Here is a 14,658-nt window from a genome sequence, read left to right on the forward strand (position 1 = left end):
TTCAGGCGGGCCGGCCGATGATGAAGAGCCAGTCGCCCGGGGACGATTTGGCGAGCGACCGGCGCGCCATGACCAGGCCGTCGCATCGCGCAGGGAGGGAAAGCGGCAGCTCGTCCGGCCGGTCAGGCCGATGCAGGCGCGCGACGGGCACGCCGGACCGTACGGCATCGCCGAGCCGCACCAGAGGCTCGAACACGCCTTCGCTTTCGGCGATGACATAACAATCATCGGGGCGCACATCGATGAGCTCCGGCTGTCGAAGCTCCGGCGCCGGCGTCGCGATGATGCCGAGATGAGTCAGCAGCCGCCGCAGCCCTTCCCGGCAGAGCGCCAAGGCATCGGCGGAGATCTCCGCCGAGCCGCCATATTCGCCGGCGATGCCGATAACCTTCTGCCTGAGCATGGCCGATTCGATGCCGACCTCGACACCCATGGTCTTGGCGCCGAACAGCATGCAGTAGCGAGCACCGAATGCGGCTGCGAGATCCTGCCGGCGCTGATCGCCTTCGGCATCACCCGTCACCACGAAAAGGGTCGCGGGCAGGAAATGCAGGATGGCGCCGCCGCCATGGAAGTCGGCGGCATAATCGGCCCTGGCATAGAGCTCGGTCTCGATGAAATGTGCAAGCCTTGAGGTGAAGCTGCCGTCGGCCTTGCCGGGAAAGGCGCGGTTGAGATTGAGACCGTCGACCGGCGTGGGGCGCGTGCCCGCGCGGCAGGCCGGGCCATTCACCATGGGCATGATGATGACCCGGCCCCGAATGTCGTTGACATCGAGCTCGCGCGCCAGTTCCGCCAGCGCCACCTGGCCTTCGTATTCATCGCCATGGACGCCGGCGGTGAGCACGAGGGTCGGACCGTCGCCATGGGCGAAGGAGCAGATGGGCACAGAAGCGGAGTCGATGCTGACAAGGCCTACTTGCCGGCCCGGCGCGTCGAGATCGATGTCGATCGAAGCGCTCACAGCACCGCCTTGATCGCGGCAAGGCCGCGGTCGATGTCGTCGGCATTGTTATAGAGATGCGGCGAGAAGCGGATGAAATCGCGCCGCAAGGAGGCGATGACATTGTTCGCCTTGAGGGTGCGGGCGAAATCCTTGCTGTTCTTGCCGGGGAGGCGCGCCGCGATCGTGGCCGAGCGTTCCTCAGCCTTTTTCGGCGACAGAACCTCGGCGCCGAGCTCGAGAAGGCCGGCCATCAGGCGATCGGCGATGTGGCGGTTATGGACGCGGATCTTCTCGATCGAGTGATCGAGGAGGTAGTTCATCGCCTCGGTGGCACCGAGCGCGGTACCATAGGCCATTGTGCCGAATTCATAGCGCTTGGCATTTTCGGGCATTTCCAGGCGATTGGCCTGGAAATCCCACATGTCCTTATGCGTGCGCCAGCCGATGATGCCGGGATTGAGCTTCTGCAACGCGGGCGAAATATACATGAAGCCGGTGCCGAAGGGCCCGCATAGCCATTTATAGGTGGAGGCCGCCGCCGCATCGATGCCCGTCGCAGCGATGTCGATCGGCACCTGGCCGGCCGACTGCGTGACGTCGACCACGCAAATCGCGCCATGCTGGTGCGCCTTCTTGGCGAAGCGGGCGAGATCGAAGACCTGGCCGGTGCCATATTCGACATGCGACAGGCAGACGACCGATGTCGAGTCATCGATAGCCGCTTCGAGACGGTCAGGATCGATATAGAGATTGTCGGCAGGCACCCAGCGCATCTTGGCGCCGGTCGCCTCGGCGGCGCGCATCCACGGATAGACCGTGCTCGGATGGGTGGTCTCGGTGGCGACGATGGTCGAGCCCCTGGGCGGCATGACGGCCCAGGCGAGCGATGCCATGAGCACCGTCTCGCTCGAGGCGGTGGCGATGTCTTCCGGCCGGGCGTTGAACAAGCGGGCCGCGGCGTTGTTGAGATTGTCGAGGCATTCGACCTCGTCCTCTTCGTCAAAGGCGATGGTGCCTTCATCCGCCAGCGCCTGCTGCCAGCGATTGATCGCCGCCGCGGCACCCTTATGGGTGAGCCCGACCGAGGCCGCGTCCATATAGACGAAGTTTTCGGCCGGCGGAAAGACGTCGATGGTACCAAGGCGTTGCATGAAGAGTGACCTTTCTGTTTGTGAGATGGCTCAAGCGGCGCGCTGGTGCGGCAGATGACGGTGCCATTTGCTTTCCCAGAATTTGAAGCCGCGATTGATGATGAAGACGAGCGCCATATAGAGGAGGGCGGCGATAATGAAGCCGTCGAAGCCGAGATAGTATTTGTTGTTGAACTGGCGGGCGGCGCCGAGGATGTCGATGATGGTGACGGTGCTGGCGATGACCGTCGCGTGGAGTGAGAAGATCACCTCATTCGAGAAGGCGGGCAGCGCGCGCCGGAGCGCGCTCGGCAGCACGATGCGGCGGAACAGAGTGAAGGGGCTCATGCCGCAGGCTTTGGCGGCCTCGATCTCGCCTGGCGGCACCGCCTCGATGGCGCCGCGCAGGATCTCGGTCACATAGGCGGTCGAGCACAGAGTGAAGGAGATGAACACGCACCACCAGGCCTCGCGCAGGATGATCCATAGAGCCGAGTCGCGGATGAAGGAGAACTGCGCCGCGCCGTAATAGAGAAGATAGAGCTGGACCAGCAGCGGCGTGCCGCGGAAGAGATAGGTATAGGCGAAGATCAGCGGGCTCGCGACAGGCACCCTGTTGGCGCGTGCGGCCGCCAGCGGAATGGCGATGAGAGAGGCGAGGCACAAGGGCCCGATGAGAAGGATGATCGTGTTCCTCAAGCCCAGCAGGAACAGGTCGAGATGCTTTGCCGCCAGCATGAAGTCGACCGGCGACCAGGTCTCGCTGAAGCTGGTGAGGTCGGCGATGATATCGGCGAGCATCATGGCGTCAGGCCTTCCTCAGATGCGCGCTGTAGCGCCGGTCGAGCCATCTCAGGCCCACATCCGAGATCGCGGTCAGGACCAGATAGGTCATGAGCACGACGAACATGAAGGTGAAGGGCATTTGCGTCGCCTTGCCCGCGGCATAGCCATTATAGACGAGGTCCTCGAGGCCGATCACCGAGACCAGCGCCGTCGTCTTCATCAGCGTGAGCCAGATATTGGTGAAGCTCGGCAGCGCGTAGCGCACGAGCTGCGGCCAGATGATGCGCCGGAAAAGCACGCTGCGGCTCATGCCGCCCGCAATGCCGGCCTCGATCTGGCCGCGCGGGATGGCAAGTGCCGCGCCGCGGAAGGTCTCCGTCATATAGGAGCCGAAGATGAAGCCGATCGCGAGAATCCCGGCGGTGAAGGCATTGAGCTCCCAATGCCGCCACAGGCCGGTCACGGCGCCGATCCGGTTCAGGGCCATCTGCCCGCCGAAATAGAGCAGCAGCATGAGGACGAGGTCGGGCACGCCGCGCACCAGCGTCGTGTAGAATTCGGCGATCCGCCGCGCCGCCCTGGACGAGGACAGTTTCGCCCAGGCGCCCAAAAGCCCCAGGGTAACGGCGACCAGGAGCGACAACAGGCTCAAGGCCACCGTTATCCGCAAGCCCGACAGAACGAAGGGCGAGAATTGCAGGACCGCGTCCATGGCAGGCGTCGAGAGCCGTTACTTGCCGTAGATGTCGTAGGCGAAATATTTCTTGGCGATCGTGTCATAGGTGCCGTCGGCGCGGACCTCGGCGATCGCCTTGTTGAAGGCCTCGCGCAGTTCCGCATCTTCCTTGCGCATGCCGATGCCGACACCTTCGCCGAAACATTCGCGATCGGTGTAGATCTCGGAGGCGAAAGCCATGTCCTTGCCGCGCTCGGTCTTGAGCAGGCCGAAATCAATGGCGATGGCATCCGACAGCGCCGCATCGATCCGCCCTGAAACGAGATCGAGATAGAGCGAGTCCGCCGTCTCATAGACGCGGATGGTGGCGTCGGGGAAGGTCTTCTCCAGATAGCATTGGGTGGTGCCGGGAATTGTGCCGATCACCTTGCCGCCGAGCTTCTTGTCGCTGACATCGAGGCTCGTGCCCTTGCGCGCCACGAAGGCACCGCCGGTCTGATAATATTTGTTGGTAAAATCGATCTTCTTCTTTCTTTCCTCGGTGATGGCCATCGAGGCGAAGATGCCGTCATATTTGTTGGCAAGCAGCCCCGGGATCATGCCGTCCCAGTCCTGCGCCAGGAACTCGCATTTGCGCTTGATCTTGTCGCACAGCGCCTGGCCGAGATCGATCTCGAAGCCGATCAGCGCGCCGTCGGGGCCGCGCTCGTTGAAGGGCGGATAGGCACCTTCGGTGGCGAAGCGGATCGTGTCCTCGGCCTTGGCCATCATGCTCGTCATGAGCAGGGCGGCGGCCGCCGCGAGCATCAGACATTGTCGTTTCATTTTCGAGTCTCCTCCTGTTTTGTTGTCATCGAAATCATTCGAACGGCTCACCCATGGGCGCGGGCGAGAAAGCGCTGGAAATGCGACGAGGCCGGGCGCGTCATGACGCTCTTGGGATCGCCTTCCTCTTCGATCTCGCCTTGGCGCAGGAAAATGACGCGGCTCGAGGCTTCGCGCGCAAAGCCCATCTCATGGGTGACGATGATCATCGTCCGCCCTTCCTCGGCCAGGGCGCGGATGATGGTGAGCACCTCGCCGACGAGCTCAGGGTCCAAGGCCGAGGTCGGCTCGTCGAACAGAAGCACCTCGGGCTCCATGGCAAGCGCGCGCGCAATGGCGGCGCGCTGCTGCTGGCCGCCCGACAGGAAGGCCGGATAGGTGTCCTTGCGGTCATAGAGGCCGACCTTGTCGAGCAGGGCCTCGGCCTGGGCGATCGCCGGCGCCCGGTCGATGCCCAGCACATGGACCGGGGCCTCGATGACATTCTCGAGCACGGTCATATAGGACCATAGGTTGAAGCTCTGGAAGACCATCGCCAGCTTGGCGCGCATGCGCTGGATCTGCTTCGGATCGGCGGGATATTGATCGCCATCGGGACTGAGCCTGGTCCGGATCGGCTCGCCATTGAGAGCGATCGTGCCTTGCGTCGGCGCCTCGAGGAAATTGACGCAGCGTAGAAGTGTGCTCTTGCCCGATCCGCTGGCACCAAGGATCGAGATGACGTCATGCTCATGGGCCGAGAGCGAGACGCCTTTCAGCACCTCGAGGCTGCCGAAGGATTTGTGGAGCTCACGGATCTCGAGCTTGGGCCTGCCGTCATGCCGGGCCTGGCTGAGCTCTATTGCCGTCCTTTGATCGAACACCGGGCGTGAACCTTCCGAACACATTGCCGGCATGCTCCGACGGAAGCGGCGCGCCCGTCGTTCGCAAAACCGTCAAGTGAAGTTTCCGGAAGAGAGGGTTTCTCGAAGCGGGCATTTGCGGGATTTTCCCGGCATCAGCGGTCAGAAGAGGAGCGGTCATGGCCAAGCAGGTTATTTCGGGAAGCGGCACTGAGGGCCTTCCCTTGTCGGAGGCGGTGCGGGCCGGCGATTTCGTGTTCGTCTCAGGGATGGTGGGCTTCGGTCCGGACGGCCGCATCGTCGAGGGCGGTATTGCCGCCGAAACCGACCGTATCATGGCCGATGTCGCCGACATACTGAAACGGGCCGGCGCCAGCCTCGCCGATATCGTCAAGGTAAATATCTGTCTCACGGATGCAGCAGATTTCGCGGCCTTCAACGAGGCCTATGCCCGCTATTTCCGCAAAGATCCGCCGGCGCGCGTCAGCCTGGCGGCAAGCCTCACCATCAAGGCCCGTGTCGAAATGGATTTCATCGCCTATACTGGCAAATAGGCGAATCCAGCGATGACATGGTGCGATGGCCGAGGCTCTGTTTTCCGACCTGAATGAGCTCGCGCGCTTCGGTGCGGAGAGAACGGGCGGCATCAGCCGCACGGCCTTCTCTCCCGCTTTCGTCGAGGCGCAAGCCTGGCTGTTGCAGAGAATGGCGGATGCGGGCCTTGCGGTCAGGATCGATGCCGCCGGCAATGTCATCGGGCGCCACGGGCCGCAGGGACCCGCGGTCGTCTCAGCCTCGCATATCGACACGGTGCCGAATGGCGGCGCGCTCGATGGCGCGCTCGGCGTGATTGCGGGGCTCGAGGCGTTCCGCCGGCTGAAAGCGCGCGGCCATGCCTTCGACCGGGCGCTCGAGATCATCGCCTTCGCCGATGAGGAAGGCGAATATTTCAGCCTGTTCGGCTCGCGCGCCATGCTGGGCCTGGTGACGCCAGAAGAGATCACGGCCGCACTTGGCGGCAAAGGCAAGTCGCTGACCGAAGCTCTGCGCGAAGCGGGGCTCGATCCGACGAAGGTCGCGCATGCCCGCCGCTCGAAAAGGGATTTCCATGCCTATGTGGAATTGCATATCGAGCAGGGTCCGGTGCTGGAGCGGCTGGGCCGCTTCGTCGGCATCGTGACGAATATCGTCGGAATAGAGGTGACGGAATTCGCCTTCACCGGCCGGCCCGACCATTCCGGCACCACGCCGCTCGACATGCGCCAGGATGCGCTGCGGGCCGCGGTCGAATTCTGCAAGGCCTGCTATGACCTGGCACGGGCTGCGGATCCGGCCCTGCGGCTGAATTTCGGCGCGCTCTCCATAACGCCCAAGGCGTTGAACGTCGTGCCGGGCCGGGGGTGGTGGTGCAACAGGAGCTTCGCCATCCCGATCCGGCTATCCTCAGCGCGGTCGCGCAAGAGAGCTGGCGCATGGCGGAGGGCTGCACCCGCAGGCTTGGCGTTTCGGCGCAGTGGAAGACGCTGTCGCGCGATGAGCCCGCTGCGATGGATCGCGACATGCAGGCGCTGCTCCATTCCTGCGCCGAAGGCTTGGGCATCGAGGTCCATGATCTGGCCTCGGGCGCCGGCCATGACGCGCAGCTTTTCGCGACCGCCTGCCCCACCGGCATGGTGTTCGTGCAAAGCACCGGCGGCCGCAGCCACTGTCCGGAAGAAAGCTCGCCGCCTGATGCCATCAGCCAGGCGGTTGCCGTGCTGACGGAAGGCCTCGCGCGATTGACCCGCGCCTAGCCGCATCACTATAAGCCAAGCCATGAGCAAATCGGACAAGGTGACCGTTCTCGCCGGCCGCGGCGCGGCCGTGGCGGTCGGCGAAGGCGATGAAGTCGCGATCGTCAATGTGAGCGGCACGCAGGTCGTCGATTTCTGGTGCCTGCCTGAATCCGCGCGCCAGGAATATCTCTCGCTCGAACATTGCCGCGAGGTTCTGGGCAAGATCTATTTTGCGCCGGGCGATGTCCTGATCTCGAATCTTTATGTACCGGTCATCGATTATCGAGCGGACACGACCGGCGGCTTGCATGACACGCTGATCGCGCCCTGCAATCCCGAAATGTACCGGAAGTTCGGACGGTCCGCCGATCATCCAAGCTGTGCGGGCAATTTCTGGACGGCGGTCAAGTCCGCGGGCCTTTCCATTCCCTTCGTGCCCTCGCCCTGGAACCTGTTCATGCGCGCCAAGGTGAAGGAGGACGGCACCATCGAATATGCGCGTCCGCCCTATATTCCCGAAGGCCGCGTCACCTTGGGCATGCGCCGCGATGCCACCATCATCGTCTCGGCCTGTCCGGATGATTGCTATCCGACAAATGGCGGCGACGGGAGTCCGCGCGACTTCGTCATCGAGATCAAGCGGGCCAGCTAAGCCCTCGATCGTCGCGCTCGAAGGTCAGTTGTTACTTGAGGGACCGATAAAAGTGACCACGCTTGGGATTTGACCAGTCGAGAAGTTCCGGAGCATCTGATGTATCGATGGCCTCATCGGGCAGTGCCGCGAGCGGCTTGAGTTCCGTTCGTTGCTCGGGCGTCAGCTCCTTAGATGTTGCCTTCTTCATAACTTTTCTTTCGCGCGCCATGGCTGATGATGCGGCCAACCACATATGGCATGCAGAGGGCGGCGAAGCTACTCGTCATTGCCGCCAGTATGGGCGACAGTTACCTTGACGTTGAGGACGCGGAGCGCCGCCAGCTGCTCTTCATCGGCCCCGTCGTCGGTGATGACTTCCGAGATCGCCGAGATGTCGCAGAAGGCCGAGAAGGAGGGCGCGCGAAACTTCGTGCTGTCGACGAGCAGAATGGCGCGCCGGGCCGAGCGGATCATGGCACGCTTGAGAGCGGCGACTTCGAGCGAGGCATCGGTGAGGATGCGCCCGGTGATGGCATAGGCGCCGACGAGGCAGAGATCGGCATGGATGGTGCCGAAGAAGCCCTGGCCCGGTTCGCCGACCATCATTTGCGCGCCTTGACGCACCGTGCCGCCGGGCACGATCACCCGCCAGGACGGGCACGCGGCGCAGAGGCTCGCAGCTTCGATACTGTTGGTGACCGCGGTCAGCGGGATCTGGCGCTCGGCCGCGGCGCGCACCGCCTCGAGCACGGTCGAGCCGGTGTCGAAGATGACGCTTTCGCGCGGATTGATGCGCAAGGCGGCGAGCGCGCCGATGGCGCGCTTCTGGCGGTGCTGGAGCTGCGCGTTGAGGGAGGGCTCGTGCTCGAAGGTCGCCTGCAGCGGCGGCACGAACAGCGCGCCGCCATGGGTGCGCTCGAGATAGCCGCCCTCGGTCAATTGCTCGAGATCGCGCCTTATCGTCGAGGCCGAAGCGCCGATCGCTTCGGCGAGCTCGAGGATCGAGGCGGCCCCGTCGCGGCGCAGGCGCTCGAGAATCATGGCGCGGCGCTTGGCCGGGATGATCTCAACCCGCTTCGACGGTGTTTCCATGGGATAATCCTGTAGCCATGATCCTAAGGCCCAGCATCAGAAGGCAACCGCCGGTAAAGCTGTCGCCGAGGCCGACGGTCGCCTTGGGATGGGCGAGATGCGGCGCGGCGCAGGACACGAAGGACCAGGCGCCGAGCCGCGCGAAAGTGGGGAAGGGCGGGTCGGTGAAGGTCGCCTGCGCAGCGATGCTCCGGGGATAGGCCGGAACGCCATGAGCCGCCCTGGTGCCGGCGAGAAGACAGCCCATCAACAGGGCGCGGCGTTCCTCCTCCGGATCGTCGCGCGTGACGGAGGCCGCCCAGTGATCGGCATGCACGCAGACGCGGTCGAGATCGAGCTTCGCGCCGAGCGCGCACATGCTCTCGGCGAGATCGGGCGTTTCCGGCGTCAGTTGGATGAATTCGGAATGGCTCATGCCGAGCGAGGTGATGGCGCCCTTGAGCCGGTCGATCACCCGGTCGCGATGGCTGGGCGTGTCATAGCCTGCGAGCTCGAGATGGACCGTGGGGACGCCTGCGGCGCGCCAGTGCTCGACCATGCGCCGCACGGGGGCGATCTCAGGGTCGATCTTCTCATAGGGGATGGAGTTGAAACCCGAGATCAATCCTGCGCCGGCCCGGGGCGCAAGCTTCACGCTGAGCTCATCGAATTGCACGTCATGCTCGAGGCCCGGATCGTGGAAGCGCACGATGATGCGCGACGAGCGTTGCGGCGTGACATCGCCGATCGCCCGGCCCGCAGTATATTCGATGATGAAGATCTCGGGCTGCCTTAGGCCGCGAGGAACGATCTCGGCGGCACGCCGGGCTTGGCCGGCCTCGGCGATCAATATGTCGGGATGGACCTGCGCGAGCTTATGGGCGCTACGGTCTTCGAGCGCGATCAAGGCGGGAGCGCCGATCGCCGCCAATGACCAGGCCGCTTGCGGACCCGTGCCGCCGAGCGCGTAAGTGATGGGCACATGCTGCGCGAGCCAGGCCGGGCCTTCCGGCCAGTCGACCCGCACTTCGCCGCCAATGCCGCGCCGGGCGCGGTCCTTCACCATCTCGCCGAAACTCCGCGCTTGCAGCGGTGCGTCGGGCGCAAAAAGCGGTCCGAGCTCATGCGCCAGGAGGCGGGCGTCGACACAGGCGCTGAGGCCGAAGAGCATGAGCGGGGCCGTCGCGGCGATGCGGGGAATGTCCCCGATGAGCTCCTGATAATGGCCGTTCCAATCCGTCACGGGTGGTGAATCTCCCTGGCCGGGCATAGAGGATCATATTCAAACATCTGTCAACAGATTGAAACATTTTGGAAGATTTGCCTCGCTATTTATGTAGCTATTTCAATACGATACATAACAACGCGATTTTCCAGGTGATAGATGTTGGAATCTGTTGATATTTATTGCTCATTTCTGCCTCGGGTGATATGGAAGCCCATCGGCACCTTGGAGATGGGACATGACGACGAAGCTGGATGAAAAACTGGCGCGCATAAGAGCCGGCAAATACAAGCGCTCGGATTTCATCATCGCCGATGCCAAGGATGGCGACATGGGTGCGGGCGTTCTCGGCGCCGCCCCCAAGCGCGGCCCCGACGGCACGCGTCTCAGGGGCAAGACCCGTGTCGAATTCCTCGACGACATCGAGGCCATCGTGAAGCAGGGCATCGTCGATGTCATGCTGGTCTCGGCCTCCAATCTCGAATTGCTGCATGAGCGGGGCGTCTTCAAGAAGAGCAAGGTGAAACCCGCGATCCGCGCCAATGACACGACCGATTGCTGGGGGCTCATCCGCCACGGCACCTATCACAAGGAGGCCTCGCGCCCCTTCCGCACCGCGAGCATTCCGCGGGTGATGTACAATGCGACGGCGCCGGTCAAGGGTGCCAGGAAGATCTACGGCACCGATCTCGGCCTCTATTCCATCACCATGATGAACGACGTCGATGCCGATCTGCGCACGCTCGAAGCCTTTGCCGCCTTCCGCCAGGAGGCGGCCGCCAACGGCTTCAAGTATTTCCTCGAAGTGTTCAATCCGAATGTGCCGCACACCATGGAGCGCGAGCATCTCGGCGAATATATCAATGACTGCATCCTGCGCTGCCTCGCCGCCGTCATGAAGGCGGACCGGCCGCAATTCCTGAAGATCGTCTATAACGGCCCCAAGGCGCTGGAAGAGCTCGCAACCTATGATCCGAGCCTGGTCATCGGCATCCTCGGCGGCGGCACCGGCACCAACCGCGACACCTTCGAATTGCTGCATCAGGCCGAGCGCTATGGTGCCCGCGTGGCGCTGTTCGGCCGCAAGATCAACCAGGCGGAAGCGCCGCTGAAAATCCTCACTTTCATGCGCCAGGTCACCGACGGCACGCTCTCGCCCGATGAGGCGGTGCGCGCCTATCACGGCGAATTGCAGAAGCTGGGGCTCAAGCCTTTCCGCTCGCTCGAGGAGGATCGGGTCGTGACCGAAGAGCCGCTCAAGAAGGCGATGCTCAAGGCCGCTTAATCAAGAAGAAGTGCGAGTACTCCCTGGACTGCGCCGGGTCTGACCGCCCGGCGCTTCTTTTTGTCATGTGCGGTCACGAAACGCCGCGAGCGCGTCATGGGTGGCGGTGAGCGTCGGCGGCAGCTTTGCATAGACGGTGCGATAAAGCTCTTCATAGCGCTCCATCCATGAAGGCTCAGGCTCGACGATCCTGACCTTGCCCAGCCCTTCCGTCATCTCTTTCTGCGCTTCCTCGATGGAAGAGAAGACGCCGGCACCCAGTCCGCCCAATATCGCGGCGCTGAGGCAGGTCGCCTCGCTGAGCGGTGTCACTTCGAGCGGCCGGCCATAGACGCTGGCCTTGATCTTCATCATGAGGTCGTTGCGGGTACCCCCGCCGATGACGCGGATGCGGGTAATCGCATTGACGCCCGGTACCGCGCTCAGATAATCGAGCTCGAGGCGGGTATAGAGGCAGAGGCCTTCGAGCACGCTGCGGAACAGGGCACCCGCCCCGCTGTCGCCGGTGATGCCGATGAAGGCGCCGCGCGCATGGGGATTGGGATAGGGCTGATCGCCGCCGCGCAACTGCGGCAGGAAGACGAGACCGTTGCTGCCGGGCGGAAGCTTCTCGGCTTGCGCGATCAGGCTGTCATAGCTTTCGCCGCCCGTCTGCTGGCGGAACCATTCGATGGCGCCGCCCGAGGTGGTGAGCCCGCACATGAGCGCATAGCGGGGCGTGCCGAGATGGAGCAGGCTTTGCTGATTGCCGCCCTGGCGCAGGAGGTCATGGAAGATGGGACGGTCATTCGCGAGGATCAGGCCCTCGGCGGTGCCCATGCTGTCGAGCAATATGCCGGGCGCGTTGGTGTCGGCCGCGACGGTGCTGATGACATGGTCATGCCCGCCGCCCGACACGGCCAAGCCCTCCGGCAGTCCGGTCTCCGCGGCAGCGGCCTTGTGCACGCGGCCTACCATCGCGCCATTGCCGACGAGCGGCGCGAAGAGCGAAGGATCGATATCGAGCTTGCGCAGGAGATCGTCCGCCCATGTGCCGCGCTCGAGGTCGAGCGCATTGGTGCGGGACGCAAGCGTATAATCGGTGCGCGCCTCGCCGGTCAGGCGGAAGGCGACCCAATCCGCCATATTGAGCCAGGTGCGTGCCCTGGCGAAGATTTCCGGATGGGTGCGCCGCCACCACAGGATCTTGGCAAGGCTGAAACTGTGGGAGGCGGTGACCCCGCTGGTCCTGAAGATGAGCTCATCGCCGAGCCGCTCGCGCAGCATCTCGCCATCGCCGACGGTGCGGCCGCAATACCAGGCGATGATGGGGCCGAGCTCCAGGCCAGCTTTGTCGATGAGGACGCCCGCCTCGCCCATGCTGCCGGTGGCAAAACCCCGGATGGTGCCATGGGCCTTGGCGGCTTGGGTGAGCCGCGACAAGACTTCGGCGACGGTCTGCCAGAGCTCCTGCGGATGATATTCGGCCCATCCGGCTTGCGGGAAATGCGTCGGCGTGGGCAGGGCGGCCTCGGCCAGGATGCGGCCCTTGAGATCGATGGCGACGGCGCGGACGCGGCCGGTGCCGAGATCGAGGCTCGCCAGCAAGGGGGCCTTGCCGCCGGGCACGCCCAAGCGGTCAGCCCCGGACGGCGCCGAGCGTCAGCCCGCGCACGATATAGCGCTGGGCGATGAGCGCGATGATGACGGGCGGGATGATGGCGGTCATGGCCCTGACCCCCATGAACCAGAACTGCACGCCGCGCGTATCGATGGCGCCGGCGATGTGGACCGGCACCGTGATGGCGGTGTTGCTGCCGATCGAGACGGCGAACAGGAACTCGTTCCAGGTGAAGGCGAAGATGATGAGGCCGGCGGCCGCCATGGAAGGGGCGGCGAGCGGCAAGGCGATGCGCCAGAAGGCGCCCCAGTGGCCGGCACCGTCGATGAGGGCCGCTTCCTCGAGCTCGACCGGGAGATCGAGGAAGGTCTGGCGCAGGATCACCACCACATAGGGCAGAACGAAGGTGGCATTGATGAGGACGAGCGCGAATTTCGTGTCGAGCAGGCCCAGATAGCGCATGGTGAGATAGAAGGGAATCACGGTCGCGACCGGCGGCAGCACGCGCTGCGACAGGAACCAGATGGCGATGTCGTGGTTCTTCCAGCGCTCGAAGCGGAAGCGGGCAATGGCATAGGCCGCGGGCGTGCCCAAGAGCAAAGCGAGAAGGGCTGCCGAGATCGCGATGACGGTGCTGTTATAGAGCGACATCGCCGTTTCCGGCGTGCCGAGCTGGTCGGTCCAATTGGCGAGCGTCGGTGTGAAGTTGATCCAGGGGATGCCGAGGCCCGCAACGGTGAACGTGTCGAGCGGGTTGCGCAGGGATTGCGAGAAGGCCCAATAGAGCGGGAAGATGAAGATCAGCGCTACGGTGATGGCGATAACCGACGAGACGGCCTCGCCGAGATGGGATCTGGATTTGGGCAGCCGCTCAGCCATAATTCACCCTGAGGCGCCGGAAGAACAATGTGATGATGACCATGACGACGATGAGGAGCGCATAGGCCATGGCGCTGGCGTAACCCAAGTCGAAGAAGCGCAAGCCGGTGCGGAAAGCGAGCAGCGAGAAGGGCTGCGTCGCCACACCGGGCCCGCCGCCCGTCATCGAGAAGGGGATGTCGAAGAGCTTGAGCGATTCGGCGAAGCGCAAGAGAAGGACGATGATGATCGTCGGGACGAGGAGCGGCAGCATGATCTCGCGCAGCATGTCCCACGGGCTCGCGCCATCGACGCGCGCCGCCTCATAGAGCTCCTCCGGAACGCCCTGGAGGGCCGCCAGGAACACCAGGAAGCAGAAGGGCGTCCACTGCCAGATATCGACCAGGATGACCGAGAACAGGGCGCCTGTCGGATTGGAAAGGAACGGTATGCCGGTCCAGGCGAGGGGGCCGCCGACCTCGTAGAAGATGGTGAAGAACGTATAGCCGACCGCAAGCGGGGTGGCGAAAATCGGCAGAATCATCGCCGCGCGCAAGACCGGCCGCCCGAAGAGGTGCTGGTTGAACAATATGGCGAGCAGGAAGCCGAGCGCGAGCTCGAGCGGCACGGCGATGAGGACGAAGAGCAAGGTGACGCGGATCGCCTCGCCCACTTGCGGATCGCCGAACATGCGCTTGAAATTGTCGATGCCGATGAAGGTCGCGATATTCACCTGGTCCTTGATCACGACATTCTTGGTGCGCGGCTGGCCGGCATCGTCGAGCATCGGCTTGCCTTCCGCATCGAGCATCGGCTGCTTCTCGCGCTTCACCTCGACCTTCTGCTCGATCTTGTAGAAGGCGAGATAGAGCGAATAGCCGAGCGGGAAGACGGTGAAGGCGAGCACCCAGATGACCGCCGGGGCAAGGAAAAGGAGTCGGATTTTTCCGGTCCAACGCATCGCTGCTACTGTGAGGATGAAGGCGGGAGCGGCGAAAGCCGCTC

Annotated in this window: 16 protein-coding genes and 1 pseudogene; 5 read left to right on the forward strand and 12 right to left on the reverse strand. The window is 63.8% G+C overall.

Features of this window, described 5'->3' with window-relative positions; genetic code table 11:
* Position 1: 1 nt before the first annotated feature.
* From DS839_RS25905 to DS839_RS25930, 6 genes are read right to left on the reverse strand one after another with little or no spacing between them, the layout of a single operon-like run.
* Positions 2 to 964 (reverse strand): M14 family metallopeptidase, encoded by a 963-nt coding sequence (locus DS839_RS25905; protein ID WP_119273386.1) that lies wholly within the window; start codon positions 962 to 964, stop codon positions 2 to 4.
* On the reverse strand, positions 961 to 2,097 hold the full coding sequence (locus tag DS839_RS25910) for an aminotransferase class V-fold PLP-dependent enzyme (protein WP_119273387.1): 1,137 nt from the start codon (positions 2,095 to 2,097) through the stop codon (positions 961 to 963). Before DS839_RS25910 ends, DS839_RS25905 begins: the two co-directional genes overlap by 4 nt.
* 30 nt (positions 2,098 to 2,127) lie before the next feature.
* Positions 2,128 to 2,880: an ABC transporter permease gene (locus DS839_RS25915; RefSeq protein ID WP_368911924.1), complete on the reverse strand. Its 753-nt coding sequence runs from the start codon at positions 2,878 to 2,880 to the stop codon at positions 2,128 to 2,130.
* A gap of 4 nt (positions 2,881 to 2,884) precedes the next feature.
* Positions 2,885 to 3,574, reverse strand: coding sequence for an ABC transporter permease (locus tag DS839_RS25920; RefSeq protein WP_119273388.1), 690 nt, complete (start codon positions 3,572 to 3,574; stop codon positions 2,885 to 2,887).
* A gap of 18 nt (positions 3,575 to 3,592) precedes the next feature.
* A complete protein-coding gene (locus tag DS839_RS25925) occupies positions 3,593 to 4,363 on the reverse strand; it encodes a lysine/arginine/ornithine ABC transporter substrate-binding protein (RefSeq protein WP_368911925.1) in 771 nt (256 codons plus the stop codon).
* 47 nt (positions 4,364 to 4,410) lie between these two features.
* Positions 4,411 to 5,226: an ABC transporter ATP-binding protein gene (locus tag DS839_RS25930; protein WP_368911926.1), complete on the reverse strand. Its 816-nt coding sequence runs from the start codon at positions 5,224 to 5,226 to the stop codon at positions 4,411 to 4,413.
* A 158-nt stretch (positions 5,227 to 5,384) separates the two neighbouring features.
* Between DS839_RS25930 and DS839_RS25935 the strand changes: the two genes are divergently transcribed.
* The 4 genes and pseudogenes from DS839_RS25935 (at position 5,385) to DS839_RS25945 (ending at position 7,632) form a co-directional block, all read left to right on the forward strand.
* Positions 5,385 to 5,759 carry a RidA family protein gene (locus DS839_RS25935; RefSeq protein WP_119273390.1) on the forward strand — a complete coding sequence of 125 codons (375 nt, stop codon included), beginning with the start codon at positions 5,385 to 5,387 and terminating at the stop codon, positions 5,757 to 5,759.
* A 25-nt stretch (positions 5,760 to 5,784) separates the two neighbouring features.
* Positions 5,785 to 6,591 (forward strand): annotated as a pseudogene (locus tag DS839_RS25940) (hydantoinase/carbamoylase family amidase); the annotation flags it as partial.
* A 20-nt stretch (positions 6,592 to 6,611) separates the two neighbouring features.
* Positions 6,612 to 6,998: a M20/M25/M40 family metallo-hydrolase gene (locus DS839_RS37045; protein WP_368911936.1), complete on the forward strand. Its 387-nt coding sequence runs from the start codon at positions 6,612 to 6,614 to the stop codon at positions 6,996 to 6,998.
* Between the two features lie 22 nt (positions 6,999 to 7,020).
* Positions 7,021 to 7,632, forward strand: coding sequence for a DUF1989 domain-containing protein (locus DS839_RS25945; protein ID WP_119273392.1), 612 nt, complete (start codon positions 7,021 to 7,023; stop codon positions 7,630 to 7,632).
* A gap of 31 nt (positions 7,633 to 7,663) precedes the next feature.
* Here the strand turns inward: DS839_RS25945 and DS839_RS36680 are convergent, their stop codons facing one another.
* The 3 genes from DS839_RS36680 to DS839_RS25955 all read right to left on the reverse strand — a co-directional run bounded on the left by DS839_RS36680 (position 7,664) and on the right by DS839_RS25955 (position 9,928).
* On the reverse strand, positions 7,664 to 7,822 hold the full coding sequence (locus DS839_RS36680) for a hypothetical protein (protein WP_162918796.1): 159 nt from the start codon (positions 7,820 to 7,822) through the stop codon (positions 7,664 to 7,666).
* Positions 7,823 to 7,890: 68 nt separating this feature from the next.
* Positions 7,891 to 8,706 (reverse strand): DeoR/GlpR family DNA-binding transcription regulator, encoded by an 816-nt coding sequence (locus tag DS839_RS25950; RefSeq protein ID WP_119273393.1) that lies wholly within the window; start codon positions 8,704 to 8,706, stop codon positions 7,891 to 7,893.
* A complete protein-coding gene (locus DS839_RS25955) occupies positions 8,681 to 9,928 on the reverse strand; it encodes an ADP-dependent glucokinase/phosphofructokinase (protein ID WP_162918797.1) in 1,248 nt (415 codons plus the stop codon). Before DS839_RS25955 ends, DS839_RS25950 begins: the two co-directional genes overlap by 26 nt.
* Before the next feature lie 220 nt (positions 9,929 to 10,148).
* On the opposite strand from DS839_RS25955, the gene DS839_RS25960 reads away from it, so the two are divergent.
* Complete coding sequence (locus tag DS839_RS25960) at positions 10,149 to 11,195, forward strand: hypothetical protein (protein ID WP_119273395.1); 1,047 nt, start codon at positions 10,149 to 10,151, stop codon at positions 11,193 to 11,195.
* Between the two features lie 63 nt (positions 11,196 to 11,258).
* Here the strand turns inward: DS839_RS25960 and DS839_RS25965 are convergent, their stop codons facing one another.
* Genes DS839_RS25965 through DS839_RS25975 form a run of 3 tightly spaced genes read right to left on the reverse strand, consistent with a single transcriptional unit; the run spans position 11,259 to position 14,614 of the window.
* On the reverse strand, positions 11,259 to 12,803 hold the full coding sequence (locus tag DS839_RS25965; RefSeq protein WP_368911937.1) for an FGGY-family carbohydrate kinase: 1,545 nt from the start codon (positions 12,801 to 12,803) through the stop codon (positions 11,259 to 11,261).
* Between the two features lie 10 nt (positions 12,804 to 12,813).
* The gene (locus DS839_RS25970) at positions 12,814 to 13,674 is read right to left on the reverse strand and encodes a carbohydrate ABC transporter permease (protein ID WP_119273397.1); all 861 of its coding nucleotides are present in this window, start codon (positions 13,672 to 13,674) and stop codon (positions 12,814 to 12,816) included.
* Entirely contained in the window at positions 13,667 to 14,614 is a 948-nt protein-coding gene (locus DS839_RS25975; protein WP_368911927.1) for a carbohydrate ABC transporter permease, read from the reverse strand. The genes DS839_RS25970 and DS839_RS25975 overlap by 8 nt, the downstream gene beginning before the upstream one ends.
* Positions 14,615 to 14,658: the final 44 nt, after the last annotated feature.

The sequence above is a fragment of the Taklimakanibacter deserti genome (assembly GCA_003574785.1).